The following is a 14,758-nucleotide window of genomic DNA, read 5'->3' as shown; positions in this document are numbered from 1 at the left end:
ACTCACGGGAAACGAGGTGCAGCAAACTGCATAGGTCTCACGGGTGGGGAAGGACTGAACGCAATCTTTTCGGAAATTAGATAAGGAACGGAAATATCTGTAGCCTTTTCTTAAAGTACGCAATAGTTCCAATTGGTGTAAAGAGCGATTGGAAATATGGACTGCGAACCACCCAGTACGAAACCTGTACGCTGGGTGGTGTGAGAGGTGCACTCCGTTCCTATTTAGGAGCGGAACCGTCTATTGATTGTGTGGCATTATTAAGTTTTTCAATCGTTTTATCCAATTCTTTCTTTAAATATATTTCTGTCATTAATACGTCATTGGTTAGCAATTCAAAAATTCCGATTATATCCAAAATTTTCGTATTTGAATCTATTCCGATAAATTTAGTAGTTAAACTTCTTCCTAATTCAGTATTTGAATTTAATTTTTTATAAGCATTCGATATTAGTTTTATTTTCTCAATATCTAATTCTTGAAAAATTCCGCCAATTTTTGCACTTTCAAATGCTATGTCTTCAATACCAGGAATTCCAAGCCCATTCCAATTTGGAATAGAATTATGTCTAAATACAGTATTTGAAAAATATGGTAAATATGCATTTTCCATTGAAATATTTTTTCTAATACTATCAAATCCTACTTTAATGTTTTGATGATAAATAATAGATTCTTCTAATCTTAATGAGTTTGATTGCAACTCTTTTGTTATTAAGTCCAAAGATTCTATAACATTTTCTTTCATTTTTTTATCAGACTTGTATTCACTCACTTCTATCCCTAAAAAAACTCCAAAAGCAACAATCAACAATTCAAGTATATATTTTAATACAGACTTTTTATTTATCTTCATTTCTATGGTTTTAATGCCAGAAAAATATTTTAAAATAGACCTTTTTGACATTCTCATTTTCTTGTTTTTAATGACACACAACGGTTATACATTGTTGTAAAACGTTTTTATTTCGCTGTCCATTCCCAATTATCTAATATCAGCGTGATAATGACATCATTCCACATTTCGAAATTCGTAAGTTTTGGTCTAATAGGAATTATACTTGTTTTTAATAGTTCTTCTCGTCCTACAATAAACATTCTCGCATCATAAGTCATAGTTTTATCAAAAGGATTTTTTACGGTCAGCATCATCATTTCGCTTTTTCTATCTTTAACCTCTTGCTTAAAGTCAATTGTTATTGTTTTTTCAGGAAACTCAACTTTTTCAACTGTTTTCATTGATATTATGCTATCATTTTCAATTTCAACTTCGATATTTATTTTTTCGGACGGAAATATTTGAAGGATATTGTCTTTTACAAAATATGGTGACTTTTGTATTTCTTGTTGATAATAATTGACGCTATCTACCGCTAATTTTAAAACGAATGGTTCTCTATTCGGCTTTTCGTTTTGCCCAAAGCTAATTCCGATAGATATAAGAAATATGATGAGTGTTATTTTGTTTTTCACAATGTTTGTTTTAAATGTTTTACAATGCCAACGTTTATGAGCTGTGGCGTGTCTCGGCACAGACCTCTCCAAATAAAAACTGACTTTGGAAAATCCGCAGGATTTTCCAAGTGAGGACAGACCAAGCCATAGCTTATATACTGTGTTGCCACACGTTTTTTTTTCAGTTCGTTGGAAATGGCGGTTTTTCAATTCGAATATACGGATATTCATTTAATTTAATTTTAAGCGGTAAACTGTCAGAATGTTTTGTATTCAAATTATTAAATTCAGTAACAATTTGAATTAGCTGTTTCTTAATATCTTTCGAGCTATACGAACTATTTTGGTAATACATTATTAAAGCTTTCTCTATATCAGTTGAATAGTCGAAAACTTTTTTCGGATTTAGTATGTGGTTTTCTAAAACGGATTTTAGGCTATCAAATGGTTTTTCAATTTCGTCATTTATTATTATTGTTTCATTCTCTATCGAAATCACATTTCTACCAGAAAAATCGACAATGTCATTTGATTCAGAACATTCTTTATAAATAATCAGATTAAAGTCCGTTTTTTCATTTCCGAACCTCAATAAAGGTTCTTTTACGTCACAAGCGATTTTGTCGGCTATCTTTGTTAATTCTCCATAATTTTCTATAGAGTCCAAATATATTTTAATCAGTGAAGAATCAGATTTAAAGTTAGAAATTCGAGGATAATAGAATTCCGTTTTCTTTAATGCCACTTTATGCTTCTTCGTTTCGCAATTGCAAAACAAATTGGCAATTATTAATATGATGACGATTTTTTTCAAAATGTGTGGCAATATGTTATATCCAAACATTTATCTTGGTTATACCGAGCCTATGCTAGTCTAAACCAAGTCATTTGTTGTGGTTATCCGATAAATATAAGCTATTTAATGTAGAATTTAATGGACTTTTTATTTGCCGCAATTCTTATTTGGGCTTGTTAAATCGCGCTGCCTTGCAACTGCTTAACCAATGCAGGCATTCCGTTCATTTCCGAAGTAAAGGATATTTGTAACCATGCTACTGTACGAATGCATCCCATACCAAAACCAATTACAAAAAACACAGCCCGATTCCCTTATAAAAGGTGGTTTATTCAAAAAATTTCTTGAAGATTAATTGTTATGTCAACGGATCATTGATCATTAGAAGGGTTTCAGAATATAATAAATCCACCAAAATACTGGATGCCAATACCCGATTCAGTAATACTCTCTTACCATTTTCTAATATTGCGTATATAAAGTGTGTATAAAGTGTATTTATAGCGTATTTATAGTATGTTTATAGCGTGTATATAGCGTATTATAGATTGTTTACAAATATAATAACCTGTGGTCTCCCCCTTCCACGTAATCACTATAAATGATAATTCAAAAAATGTACAAGTTGCTAAAACAGGAAAAAACCGCAAACATTTACACTGTTTATGGAAAATAGGAAGATAAGAGAGAGGTTAGGGGTAAAATTTAGACTAGCTGAGTGAAAGCGATTGTATTTCCGGGATTTGCTATTTTTTATTTTAATTAAAGTCAATTTTTTAGCTACACTTCAAAAATAAAAACATTTAAGTGCGTGCCAATAACCTTTATATATAGAAGTCGATCAAAGGAAAATGTAAAAAAATCTACCAATTACAAATATCTAAAAATTGGGATAATTATAGCAACCTAAAAACTTGAAGTGACATATAAAAAACTCCCGGATCATCTTCGGGAGTTTCTGGTTATACTACGTTACGCATCTACAAAATCCCGACTTCAACCATACATTTCCTCATTATTTGATGGGTGCGTGCTATGTCGTTATCCAATCCTATTGAAAAACGTATTAATCCATCACTAAGGCCCATTTCTCTTTGTTCCTCCTCAGGTATTTCTGATGAAGTAGAAGAACCAGGCGCACTAAACAATGTTTTGTAAAAACCTAAACTCACCGCCAAATAGCCGAGGTTTTTTTCCTGCATAAGCTCCATTAACTCATTGGCTTTATCAATTCCACCTACATCTACTGTCAACATTCCGCCGAAACCGTATTCTGCGTTCATCATTTTTTTAAAAAGCTCATGACCACTGTGCGATTTTAATCCGGGATAAACTGTTTTTAGGCCGTCGGCTTCAAATTTTTCGGCTAAATACATAGCATTTTCGCTATGTTGTTTTATCCGAATATGAAGCGTGCGTAAATTCTTTAATATTGAAGCTGCCCGCAAACTGTCCATTGCCGGGCCAAGTAGCATATTTGCCCCATCGTTTACATTGCGAAGCGTATCAATAAAATCCTGTGTGCCGCAAGCAACACCGCCCATAGTATCGCTGCTCCCGTTTATAAATTTTGTTAAACTGTGCAACACCACATCGGCACCCAATTTGGCAGGTGAAATGCTTAAGGGCGAAAAAGTATTATCAACTAAAAATTGTAGGCCATGTTTTTTGGCAATTTTTGAAAGTGCTTCAATATCGGCTATCTCCAAAAGTGGATTGCTAACCGTTTCGCAGTACAATATTTTTGTATTTTGGGTAATCGCAGCTTCTACGATATCTAGCTTTGTAATATCTACAAATGAAGTTTCAATATTTAATCGCGGCGCAAAATTCTTTAAAAAAGCATAGGTTCCGCCATAAATAGTTCGGCTGGAAACTACGTGATCGCCAGCTTTGCACAGCTGTAAAATTGCAGGTGTAATTGCGCCCATTCCACTGGCGGCAACATTTGCGGTCTCGGTTCCTTCCATTGCTGCCAAAGCTTCGCCCAAGTATAAATTGGAAGGGGTAGAGTGGCGCGAATATAAGTAACAGCCTTCGGCATTGCCTTCAAAAGTATCAAACATTGTTTTTGCCGAAAGAAACGTATAGGTCGAAGAATCGGAAATAGAGGGATTTACCCCTCCAAACTCACCGAAATATTGTAAATCCTGTATTTTATCTGCTGGTTTAAAAGCCATAATTGAATTGTTTAGATTGTTTGACAAATTTGCAAAAATTAAAATGAGTGGTAAAATTATAAGCCAATTCCTTTTAAAAAAATCGTTTCGAAAAATGCCTAAACTTTATTGATTATAACTTTTACTATCTAAGCTTTAACTGTTAAATTTGCACTTCAATTTAAAAGAAATATTTTATGAGCACTTATGATGTAGCAATAATTGGATCGGGTCCCGGTGGCTATGTAGCCGCCATCCGTTGCGCACAATTGGGTATGAAAACCGCGATCATTGAAAAATATAATGTTTTAGGCGGCACTTGCCTAAATGTAGGCTGTATTCCCAGTAAGGCATTGCTAGATTCGTCGCATCATTACGAAGAAGCCATAAAACATTTTGAAGATCACGGAATTGAAATTCCCGGCGATATAAAGGTGAATTTCAAAAAAATGGTAGAACGCAAAGCTTCGGTAGTAGAGCAAACCACCAAAGGAATTGAGTTTTTAATGAATAAAAACAAAATTGATGTTTTTACCGGAATGGGGGCTTTTAAAGATGCAACCCATATTGAAATTACAGAAGGAGAAAAAAAACAAACCATTGAAGCAAAAAACACAATTATTGCAACCGGCAGTAAGCCCGCTACACTTCCGTTTATAAAACTGGATAAAGAACGAATTATTACTTCAACAGAAGCTTTGAGCTTAAAGGAAATTCCAAAACATTTAGTTGTAATTGGTGGTGGCGTAATTGGCTTAGAATTAGGCCAAGTGTACCGTCGTTTAGGTGCCGATGTGTCTGTAGTGGAATATATGGATCGCATTATCCCAACGATGGATGCCGCGCAAAGTAAGGAGTTAATGAAAGCGATGAAAAAGCAGGGCGTTAAATTCTATCTTTCTCATAAAGTTTCTGCGGTGTCTAAAAAAGGAAAAGAAGTAACCATTACTGCTACCGATAAAAAGGATAAAGAAGTAACATTTAAAGGGGATTATTGCTTGGTTTCCGTTGGAAGAAAACCATATACCGACGGTTTAAAAGTTGAAAATGCAGGTGTAAAAATCACCGAACGCGGCATGATTGACGTTAACGATCATCTCCAAACAAATATTAAAAACATTTATGCCATTGGCGATGTAGTTCGCGGAGCAATGCTGGCACATAAAGCTTCAGAAGAAGGAACTTTAGTTGCCGAAATTATCGCCGGACAAAAGCCGCATATTGATTATAATCTAATTCCAGGCGTTGTTTACACGTGGCCCGAAGTTGCTTCAGTAGGTAAAACCGAAGAACAATTAAAGGACGCTAATGTAGAATACAAAGCAGGACAATTTCCTATGCGTGCTTTGGGTAGAAGCCGTGCAAGTGGTGATATTGATGGTTTTGTAAAAATACTGTCAGATAAAACTACCGACGAAGTTTTGGGCGTACATATGGTAGGAGCAAGGGTAGCTGATTTAATTGCCGAAGCCGTTGTAGCAATGGAATTCCGCGCTAGCGCCGAAGATATTGCACGTATGAGCCACGCACATCCAACCTATGCCGAAGCTGTTAAAGAAGCGGCGCTTGCTGCGACTGACGATAGAGCCTTGCATATTTAATGAACGTGTTGATTATTACCAGAAAAAGCCGATAAGTTAAATATCGGCTTTTTTGGTATCGGGTGTTTTTTAAAAATCTATAACCGTAAACATAAATTCTCTATCTCTTGGCACTCTTGCAGTCCCACCATTGTCGTTGGAGCCAATTCCAACGTTAAAGCCGCTGGTTGATTGGCTACTATAGGAAATATTAATACTGTTATCACCTTGACAATCAGCACCTGTTCCAGTACATTCTAGATATGCTAACTGAATTATATAATTACTATGGTCTCTACTAGTTGAAAAAGTAATGCTGTAATTACCTGTGCCTATTTTTGAAACAGTTGCTCCTGTAATTTTTATAGCAGTACCATCATAAGCTACTTTTCCCGAAGCAACTATCGCAGGACCAGTATTTGATAAATTTCCATTTGCATCAGTATAAACCGGACCGGCGGTTAAAGATCTAACTCTTGTACTACCATTTACGTCCAAGGTTTGAGTTGGTTGGGATGTTCCAATGCCTGTTTTACCGTCATTTTTTATAACGAGTCTTTCTACATCTGATGAGCTACCCACAGGCGTAGTTTCTACTACAAATCTAGTGGGAACATTATCTGCCGATACCGCTACACTATCTATATAAAAACGAACACCTCCAGGTTCTCTTATTCTACTACCATCGAATGTTTTTACGATAAACGAACCAATTTCCTGATTTAATGGAAGTGGTAAAGGTTCTTCCAATGTCCCTGCTGTATTGTATAAAATTAAATTTGGCGGATTGGTATTAGCACTTGTTATTTGAAAATCGTTATCACCGGGCCCCTTAAATTCAAATCTTTCTATTGGATCACTTGTTCCAAAACCAATACGGCCATCATCTGTAATAACTACATCGGTTCCTGTTAATTTAGCCCGGGTAGCATAAATTAGATTGTCGCCACTGATGTTCGTTCCTGCCTTCCATTCTTCTGCGCCAATGGAAAACCATCTGCTATTGGGGTGGTCCCAATAATAAAATCCTTTATCATTTAAACCAACTGCATTTTGCAGAAAAATCATCATTCCGTTTTGATTTCCTCCAGGATCTACTGATGGAAAATCGTTTACTCTTGGTATCAAAATACCATCTGTATTTGAAGGAGCAGAAATACTAGAGGCCGAAATATCTAAAGTACTTTTCGGATCCGTATTATTTATACCTACCTGACCTTGAAGTGGTGCTGAAACCAGTAAAAGAACAACGCTCAGTTTTAAAATTGCTTTTTCCATATTATTTGGGGTATATGTTTATGGCAAATCTATGGTAAAATATTTAACAATTAACATTTTAACCGATATTTTTATCGATTAAATGCATAATTTAACGTTTATATGAATTGTATGTCTTTCTGCTAAAGAGTGTCTTTTATTATTTTCATGTTTCAAAAAATGACAGATTATTTAATTTTTAAAGAAATTTATTTTGCAATAATCATTAAATAAAAAAGAATTTGAGACATAAATTACACGAATACCATATATTAAAAACCTCTTTGAAGATCCAAGGGGTTATCATTTATATACCATATAACTTTCGGAATTGTCAATTATATATAATAACCTTCCAATTTGTTGAATTATTATAAACTTGTGAAGTACTAATATTTGAAAGCCTAAAAGTAATTTGATTATCAGCATTAACGAAACATTGCCAAATCAGTGAAGCTTCAATGTTAGGATATGGAGAGCAGGAACATATATCACCTAACCTTACACCATTAATTGGAACAGATCCTACTTCTACCGTACCATGTGCGGGTATGTTTCCAAGACTAAGACCGGAATATGAAAATTCTATCGCAGTTAAAACGGTCTTGCGTAAGTTAGATGGTGTAAAATACAATTGTGTACCATCATATTCTATCGCCCCTGTTTCCGGAGTAGTGGTCACTGTACCAGATGATAATTTAAGAGGAGCGCCGCCTACACCCGAAGTTCCTGGAGCGATTTCTAAAGTTGCCGTAGGGATGCCGGTTGTGCCAATTTTTACCTTACCGACAAATGTTGAATTTCCAGAAACCTTTAAAGCACCTCTTAAATAACTGTTTCCACCTACTTCCAAAAGATCGGTTGCATTAGGATTTGACACATTTCCAATGGTTACTTTTCCCACTAATGCAGTACTTCCTACAATACCAGCATTGCTGCCCACAAGAAAACTATCTCTAATAATTGCTGAGCCATTTACATCTAAGGGCAGAACAGGATCATTAATCCCAATTCCAACATTACCATTATTTTTAATTACCATTTGCGGATTGGCAGCATCTATTCCCGTAGAATTTTCTTGGGTAACCACAAATTCTATTTTGGTAGGAAGGCTAGCTGCGGTGTGTACGCCATCAGATTTAATCTGAATATTGGCGAGGTCTCCAGACTTCCCTGTACCATTATAGGCTTTTGCAGTAATATAGCCTATGGGTTCATTATCGGCTAAAAAATCTCTATTGGCAAAATCGGTTCCATTTGTAGTGTAAAATATTAAGTTTGGAGCATTTGGAGGAGCCACACTTGATATTTGTATATCATTATCGCCCGGTAATTTTATCTCTAAACTTTCTTCTGGCCTATCGGTGCCGAGCCCCATTCTGCCAGAATCATAAACCACAACATCTACATTATTGGCACTAGCTTGCTGCGCATAGATTAAATTATCCCCATTTGAATTTGCACCATCTTTCCATTCACCTCCATAAGAAATCCAGCGTGAATTTGCATTGTCCCAATAGTGGAATCCTTTTTTATACCCAACAATATCTTGATTTAAAAACACTAACACCCATCTTGATCTGCTGTTGGATTTGTAGTGGGAAACCTATTAATTCGGGGAATTAAAATACCATCTGTATTTGAAGGATCTGCCGAATCAGAGGCCGTAATGTCTAGCGCACTCTTTGGGTTTGTTGTTCCTATACCCACTTGGGCATGTAAAGAAATTGAAAAAAGTAGAGAAAAAGTGAGTAATAACTGAGGTAATATTACTTTCATAAATTTGGGATATATATTCTCGATAAAAGTATAAAATGTTACCGAAATAATTGAAAATATAACTACAAAGATTATTTTATATTCATCTAATTGTTAAAATAATGCACTAATATTTAAAAATGATTATCAAGATTTTAATTGTTGGTTGTTATGGGACTATTATGTTTAGTGCTTGGTCTCTCCAATCCTCCTCCATAATTTCGTGATCTGTAAACGCTTCTGCCATTTTAAAATCTGTAAAGTTTATTGGCTCCTGCAGTACAATTCCCAAGTACTTAGTAGTGTCGTCTTCTGAATACGAAAATTGAAAAACGAAATATTTTTTGTTGTTTATGGTCAATTGGTCTAAATAGTTTATAATTTCAGGGTAGCCATCGTATTCGGCCCCAACCATGTTGTAGAGTGATAGCTTGGCAAACGCTAAAGGGGCTAAATATTCTTCGGGAATTAAATATGATTTTTCTGCCTTTACTAAACTCTCCATCAATTCAAAACGCACATATAGTTCTTTTAAAACAGATTTTACAATTTGAGGATTTATTTCAATATTTAATTCAATTGCTGCCATTAATGCCTGAGCTTGCAACCAATTATCATCTTTTACTTGTTCGGAAATTAGTTTTAATGTTTTTGAAACTTCCTGCGGAATATTTTTAAAACCTTTTGCAAATTCAATATAACTGTACATAAGTCCGTCGGTAATAAGCAAATTCCCTTTTCGTGCAATTGTATCAACATATAGGGCTGCATCTTCGTACATATGCCTTAAAAGCTTATTTTTTAGTAATGGCATCCTATCTTTATAAATACTATCTTCCATGACGTAGTAGGAATACATTGATGCTATTTCGGCTCTGTAATCGTCTATTTCTGCAAGTTCGGCAAACTGTGCATCGTTTTCAACCAACAGCGGAATAGTATCTAAAAACGAAGTCATAATATCATAGTCCTTGTTTGACGGGTGATTGAGTTTATGCTTCTTTAAAAGATTAAAATAAGTTGCCATAGCCTCCGTATTTTTTAGTTTTGGAAGCTGCTCAAGAATTTCTATACGTGCTTCATAACTGTTTTGTTCATTTTTATAGAATGAAGAAAACGTTTTTAGCGTCTCTGGTTTTTCAAGTTGAGCCATGGCATTGATTATATAATATTTTGCACCGTAATAGATAGAGTCGTCTGGAAAATTGTGTTTTAAATGCTTTTCCAAATATTTGTATTCCGAAGCATCAAAATCGTAATACCCCAAAGCACCACTAGCTTCAGCAAATTTTGTGGTGTCCTCGGATTTTAAGTGTTTAAAAATTAAATCTGCTTTTGAAGCCGAAAGATCAAAATTTTTGGAGCTATGTTTAATTTTTAAGGAATTGAAAAATTTCTCAACGCGGGGATTATTAATTTCCTCATCGCCTAAATAGGTAAGCATTAAAAGGATAGTATCGTCATCCAACACAATCTTCATCCGCTGCTTTACGTGGGTATTTGTGTTTTGCATAAAAATTTCGCGCGCGGGTTTTCCTCCCAAAGTAATGCTCACATTACTTGTAATACTATCGTTGTTGGCAATAAGTAGCTCGGCGTAATCTTTATAAAACGCGTCGAGCGATTTTTTTCTGTAATACGGTTTTAATTTCATTTGTTGAACCAAATACGTACCCGATGAGGTTGGGTCCAGCGAGCTGTAATTTTTTACGGAACTGTATTCCGAATAGGCATCTTGGGGTTCGTCTTCGGTTAGCACATTTTTGCTCGGTGCCGTAAACAAATATTTATCTTGAATGTTTACGATAGTATCAAAAGCTGCGTTGGTATATGGTAAAAATGTAAACGACTTAAAGAATTCATTATCTGCTGAAATTTTTTCTTCTTCATTAAAACTTTGTGCCATGAGCAGGTATGTCCTGTTTCCGCGTAAAAATAGCTTTGCAATAGTATGGTGTTTTCCTGAAAATAAAAGTTCATATTTTCTACCCTCATTTCCATCCATCATTATTTTTTCAGGCTCTGCTACGTAGCTTCCACTCGCTTTAAAATAGGTGTCGAACTCGTTAAAATATACTTCTTTTTGATCTAAATAATAACCCACCGGTTGATCGTTATAACGAACCAGATAAATAGAATTGTTAGCCTTGTCTTCTGCCGAAAAAATATTAATTATGTAGGGCGAATTATCATTTCCGTCCGGATTGTCTTTTGTCTGGCTCCTATCTAAAATCTTGCCTGGCACGCGAATGCTAAACGCACCAATGCTATCTGTATGTGTTTTCCAGATAGATGGTTGTACCTTGGGTATAAAAATTTTAATAGAATTAAAAAATGCATTTGCGTAGGCCGAATTAATTTCGTCTAAAGTATTTTCGGTCATAAAAGTATATACTATTTTATCTTTCATGGCTAAGCGCATGCGTACATATTCACTGCCTTTTGCTATAAGCACTTCGGTAAATTGAACATCGTCTTTTACAAAAGTTTCTTTACTTATTATTGAATCCGTGGGCATACGGGTCTGACTGGCTATAATATTACCCAGAAAATCATACCCTTCTTTTAACACCTGATTTCTTAAATCGCCAATCATATACATAAAACTTCCGCCGTAAATTAAATCGGTACTCGTCATGGCATTTACGGTTTCATTAATTGCAATTGGGGTTGCCTTGTTGGGCGTTAAAACACTATAACCCATAGATTCGTCGCGATCTAGCACCCATCTGTCTAAATCGGGCGTTATACTGTATTGTGCTTCAGTATTGTTAAAGGTGGCCTTTACTTTATTTACCTCATATCCATCTTGGCGAAGCATAGCAATTATACCTTGCTCGCCAGGTAAATGAGCTGCGCCAACAGCGGCAAATAAGGTCTTGGTTTTTATAATGTTTTCAATACTGTTGCGCATAACGAGGTTTCGCTTAACCATGATAGAATCCGTAGCCCTGTCGCTTACATAATCTAGTATTTTTTCTAAATCGCCTTCGTAATATAACTGTGTTATGTGGTTAATTTGATTATTCGTATTTCGCTGGGTATCGTCCAAAATAGATAAAATACTCTCGCGCAACGTTATATCGTTTTGGTCATTAAATATGTACATTTGATCTGCAACATCTTCAAGACCGGTTATTTCTTTTTTGCTGTTGTACGCAATTCCGTATAAATAGGCATCTAAAAAAGTACGTCTGTCGTCAGACCTGCCTACAGTATTGGTTAACATAGATTTTATTAAACTCGGATCTTTCATTGGGAAACTATCCAAATTTATTTGTTTTACCTCAAAAAGACGATCTTTCAATTTTTGATATTCTTCTTCTGAAAGAATTTTTTTATAAATATTTTCTTTTTCGGTACTGTAAAATTTTTCACTAAAGCCACTTACTGCAGAATCGGGATGAATTTCCAAAGCGAACACTTCAGAACGTTGTATAGCAGGTATTACGGAATCACTAAAGCTAAAGGCACGAGCGTCCTTAAGGTGAAGGGTACCGAACAGATACGATTTTTTGTCGCTATTTTTGTGCTTAATCTCCCAGAGCAATTCATATTTACTTCTATCTTGGGAATAACCAATGTTTAGCGCAAAAAGAAGTAAAATAGTAAATAAGTAATATTGTGGCGAAGTATGCATAAGGGGCTGGGTGTGTTTTATTAGTTGTTTTCAATATTAATAAATTTAAAATTCATTTTAATTATTTTACTCCTTCAAAAAGTGAAATAAAAAAAAGCCACCTTAAAAATTAAGATGGCTTTTACAAAATGTATAGTACTATTATTTAATTATTCCACCACAGGAAACTCTTCCTCCAGCATCGCCAGTAGGTTGCGTTTTAAAATCGTCTTGTCCTTCGTGAACAATTACGGCTTTGCCAATTATATCTTTATCTTCATCGCCGCATCCTATGCACCATTGATCTGTAAGCATGGTAATCTTTCCGTTTCCATCTTCGCCTACCTCAAAGTTACCAATGTCGCCTTTGTGATAGCCCTCTGCATCGCCCCATTTACCGTGTTTGGAATGTGTGGGATTCCAATGTCCGCCTGACGATGTTGCATCTTCGGCGCTACAATCGGCCTTTTCGTGCAGGTGGATTGCGTGTGTGCCCGGGGTTAAGCCGCTAAACTTAGCTTCAAGTGTTACCACGCTATTTGTTTCGCTAAAATAAACTTCGCCCTGTGCGGTACTTTTACTCTTTGGCTCCATGGTTACTGAAACGCTTTTAGTTACTTCGGTTTCTGCTGGTGCTTCTACCTGAATGGTATCATTCATAGTATCTAAATTTTCAGCATCTTTTTTTTCATTTTTGCAACCTACAAATGCCAACAAAGCAAATAGGCTACAAACTAAACTAATTTTTTTCATGATTTATATTTTGGTTTACTTTTAGTTTTATAATTAAAGGTACAATAGTTTTTATGCGAACACAATTATTTAAGACTTATTTAAAAGTTTATAGTACTCAATTCTGAAGTATCCGTAATATTATTCGGATTTAATTGGTATTGATATATTCCGTTTTGTCCGATTGCAATAAGTACATTATTTTGAATTATAACATCAAAAGCAAGCCTGTCTATATTGTGAACCAACACTGAATTGGTAGGGTCCGAAACATCAAAAACCTTAATCTCGTCGTCGCATACAATTAGATAATTTCCGTAAAGTCCCAAACCTTTTGGGAAGGCTAGGTTTCTAACGCTTAGCAATGTTGGGTTTACAACATCGGTAATATCATAAATCTCTAACTGATTTACGGTGGTACCACAACCCAATTCAGACCAGAGGGTTACAAATGCAGTAGTAGCGTTTGCAACTACAGGGTCGCAGGCAGTAAAATGCGCTACATCTGAAAGATATTCAGGAAATTCAGGATTTGCCACACTGTAGATAAACATCCCATTTTGTGAACCTATATATAAAAACTCTTTGTAATTAAAAAGTGTCTCTATTCTAAAGCCAATGGGTACATTATTAACAAACACGGGATCTGAGGGTGTTGCAATATTATAAACATTTAAACCGTATTCATCTACGGTGTATAAATAATCGCCCAACATAGAAAACCGCGCCAAAGAACCTCCCTGCCCGTCGCCATTGCTCATCATTTCGTTTGCCGCACCATCGTTTCCGTCTTGGCTACAACCCATAGCCAATAGTACCGTTAGTAGTATAAAAGTTACTTTTTTCATGGCGTGTTGGTTTTAGGAATCCAATTTACAATTACATTATTTTCGGGAAGTTCATAAGGGAAAAATCCATCTGGAGATAGCATTACGGGAAATGTTTCCTTTATTCGTTTTGAAACGGTTAAATTGCCGCCTTCCAAATCTACTTGAACCGCAATAAGATCGGTAGCCTGATTTATAAAAAATACGTTTTCTCTTATGGCCAAATCTGTTGCGCCAGGCGATGCTAAAAAGTGAATGGGCAACGGATTGGATGGATCAGAATTATTAAAAACATGAAATCCTTCGTTTTTTTCATTTATAAAAAGATACGAACCTTGTACGTATATTTTTCCAGCATTTAGCACTGGTTTGGGAGCAGATAACTCCACACTCGTTTCAAAAGCGGGTCGCTCCATATACACTGGCTCATAGGCCGAAACTACCATAGTGCCGGGAAAGTCGTCTGTTTCATCACAATCGCCACTCCTACAGCAACTTTGTAACGTAGCAATACCTAACGTAAAAAGTAGTATTTTAAAAATTTTAGTCATAAATTTTAGATTTTGTACTACAAG

13 protein-coding genes are annotated in these 14,758 nt (G+C 35.5%); 1 reads left to right on the top strand and 12 read right to left on the bottom strand.

All coding sequences use genetic code 11. From position 1 onward, the window contains the following. Window positions 1-220: 220 nt before the first annotated feature. From VZD24_RS09355 to VZD24_RS09335, 5 genes are all read right to left on the bottom strand, one after another. Complete coding sequence (locus tag VZD24_RS09355) at window positions 221-913, bottom strand: hypothetical protein (protein WP_279448310.1); 693 nt, start codon at window positions 911-913, stop codon at window positions 221-223. Between the two features lie 50 nt (window positions 914-963). Beyond that, the gene (locus VZD24_RS09350) at window positions 964-1,473 is read right to left on the bottom strand and encodes a hypothetical protein (protein WP_279448309.1); all 510 of its coding nucleotides are present in this window, start codon (window positions 1,471-1,473) and stop codon (window positions 964-966) included. Further along, on the bottom strand, window positions 1,470-1,625 hold the full coding sequence (locus VZD24_RS09345; protein WP_342688794.1) for a hypothetical protein: 156 nt from the start codon (window positions 1,623-1,625) through the stop codon (window positions 1,470-1,472). Before VZD24_RS09345 ends, VZD24_RS09350 begins: the two co-directional genes overlap by 4 nt. A gap of 11 nt (window positions 1,626-1,636) precedes the next feature. Further along, the gene (locus VZD24_RS09340) at window positions 1,637-2,200 is read right to left on the bottom strand and encodes a hypothetical protein (protein WP_279448308.1); all 564 of its coding nucleotides are present in this window, start codon (window positions 2,198-2,200) and stop codon (window positions 1,637-1,639) included. A gap of 1,031 nt (window positions 2,201-3,231) precedes the next feature. After that, window positions 3,232-4,431, bottom strand: a complete 1,200-nt coding sequence (locus VZD24_RS09335; protein WP_279448307.1) for an aminotransferase class I/II-fold pyridoxal phosphate-dependent enzyme — start codon at window positions 4,429-4,431, stop codon at window positions 3,232-3,234. Between the two features lie 176 nt (window positions 4,432-4,607). On the opposite strand from VZD24_RS09335, the gene lpdA reads away from it, so the two are divergent. Beyond that, on the top strand, window positions 4,608-6,011 hold the full coding sequence (gene lpdA / locus VZD24_RS09330) for a dihydrolipoyl dehydrogenase (RefSeq protein ID WP_342687453.1): 1,404 nt from the start codon (window positions 4,608-4,610) through the stop codon (window positions 6,009-6,011). A 69-nt stretch (window positions 6,012-6,080) separates the two neighbouring features. Here the strand turns inward: lpdA and VZD24_RS09325 are convergent, their stop codons facing one another. The 7 genes from VZD24_RS09325 to VZD24_RS09295 all read right to left on the bottom strand — a co-directional run bounded on the left by VZD24_RS09325 (window position 6,081) and on the right by VZD24_RS09295 (window position 14,734). After that, window positions 6,081-7,268: a phage tail-like protein gene (locus VZD24_RS09325; protein ID WP_342687454.1), complete on the bottom strand. Its 1,188-nt coding sequence runs from the start codon at window positions 7,266-7,268 to the stop codon at window positions 6,081-6,083. 313 nt (window positions 7,269-7,581) lie between these two features. Further along, a complete protein-coding gene (locus VZD24_RS09320; protein ID WP_342687455.1) occupies window positions 7,582-8,811 on the bottom strand; it encodes a hypothetical protein in 1,230 nt (409 codons plus the stop codon). Then, a complete protein-coding gene (locus VZD24_RS09315) occupies window positions 8,811-9,026 on the bottom strand; it encodes a hypothetical protein (protein ID WP_342687456.1) in 216 nt (71 codons plus the stop codon). Before VZD24_RS09315 ends, VZD24_RS09320 begins: the two co-directional genes overlap by 1 nt. A 148-nt stretch (window positions 9,027-9,174) precedes the next feature. Next, window positions 9,175-12,645 carry a TraB/GumN family protein gene (locus VZD24_RS09310; protein ID WP_342687457.1) on the bottom strand — a complete coding sequence of 1,157 codons (3,471 nt, stop codon included), beginning with the start codon at window positions 12,643-12,645 and terminating at the stop codon, window positions 9,175-9,177. 141 nt (window positions 12,646-12,786) lie between these two features. Further along, a complete protein-coding gene (locus tag VZD24_RS09305; RefSeq protein ID WP_342687458.1) occupies window positions 12,787-13,377 on the bottom strand; it encodes a superoxide dismutase family protein in 591 nt (196 codons plus the stop codon). A gap of 80 nt (window positions 13,378-13,457) precedes the next feature. After that, window positions 13,458-14,204: an LVIVD repeat-containing protein gene (locus tag VZD24_RS09300; RefSeq protein WP_279448301.1), complete on the bottom strand. Its 747-nt coding sequence runs from the start codon at window positions 14,202-14,204 to the stop codon at window positions 13,458-13,460. Further along, a complete protein-coding gene (locus VZD24_RS09295; RefSeq protein ID WP_342687459.1) occupies window positions 14,201-14,734 on the bottom strand; it encodes a hypothetical protein in 534 nt (177 codons plus the stop codon). Before VZD24_RS09295 ends, VZD24_RS09300 begins: the two co-directional genes overlap by 4 nt. Window positions 14,735-14,758 lie beyond the last annotated feature (24 nt).

Source organism: Aequorivita flava (assembly GCF_038742595.1).
GTDB classification, from domain to species: Bacteria; Bacteroidota; Bacteroidia; order Flavobacteriales; family Flavobacteriaceae; genus Aequorivita; species Aequorivita marisscotiae.
This window is presented reverse-complemented; position numbering and strand designations above follow the sequence as displayed.

What these genes read in the sequence shown, in the direction of transcription:
- VZD24_RS09295 (WP_342687459.1), bottom strand. Translation starts at nt 14,734, where the DNA reads ATGACTAAAATTTTTAAAATACTACTTTTTACGTTAGGTATTGCTACG.
- VZD24_RS09300 (WP_279448301.1), bottom strand. Translation starts at nt 14,204, where the DNA reads ATGAAAAAAGTAACTTTTATACTACTAACGGTACTATTGGCTATGGGT.
- lpdA (WP_342687453.1), top strand. Translation starts at nt 4,608, where the DNA reads ATGAGCACTTATGATGTAGCAATAATTGGATCGGGTCCCGGTGGCTAT.
- VZD24_RS09305 (WP_342687458.1), bottom strand. Translation starts at nt 13,377, where the DNA reads ATGAAAAAAATTAGTTTAGTTTGTAGCCTATTTGCTTTGTTGGCATTT.
- VZD24_RS09310 (WP_342687457.1), bottom strand. Translation starts at nt 12,645, where the DNA reads ATGCATACTTCGCCACAATATTACTTATTTACTATTTTACTTCTTTTT.
- VZD24_RS09315 (WP_342687456.1), bottom strand. Translation starts at nt 9,026, where the DNA reads ATGAAAGTAATATTACCTCAGTTATTACTCACTTTTTCTCTACTTTTT.
- VZD24_RS09335 (WP_279448307.1), bottom strand. Translation starts at nt 4,431, where the DNA reads ATGGCTTTTAAACCAGCAGATAAAATACAGGATTTACAATATTTCGGT.
- VZD24_RS09355 (WP_279448310.1), bottom strand. Translation starts at nt 913, where the DNA reads ATGAGAATGTCAAAAAGGTCTATTTTAAAATATTTTTCTGGCATTAAA.
- VZD24_RS09325 (WP_342687454.1), bottom strand. Translation starts at nt 7,268, where the DNA reads ATGGAAAAAGCAATTTTAAAACTGAGCGTTGTTCTTTTACTGGTTTCA.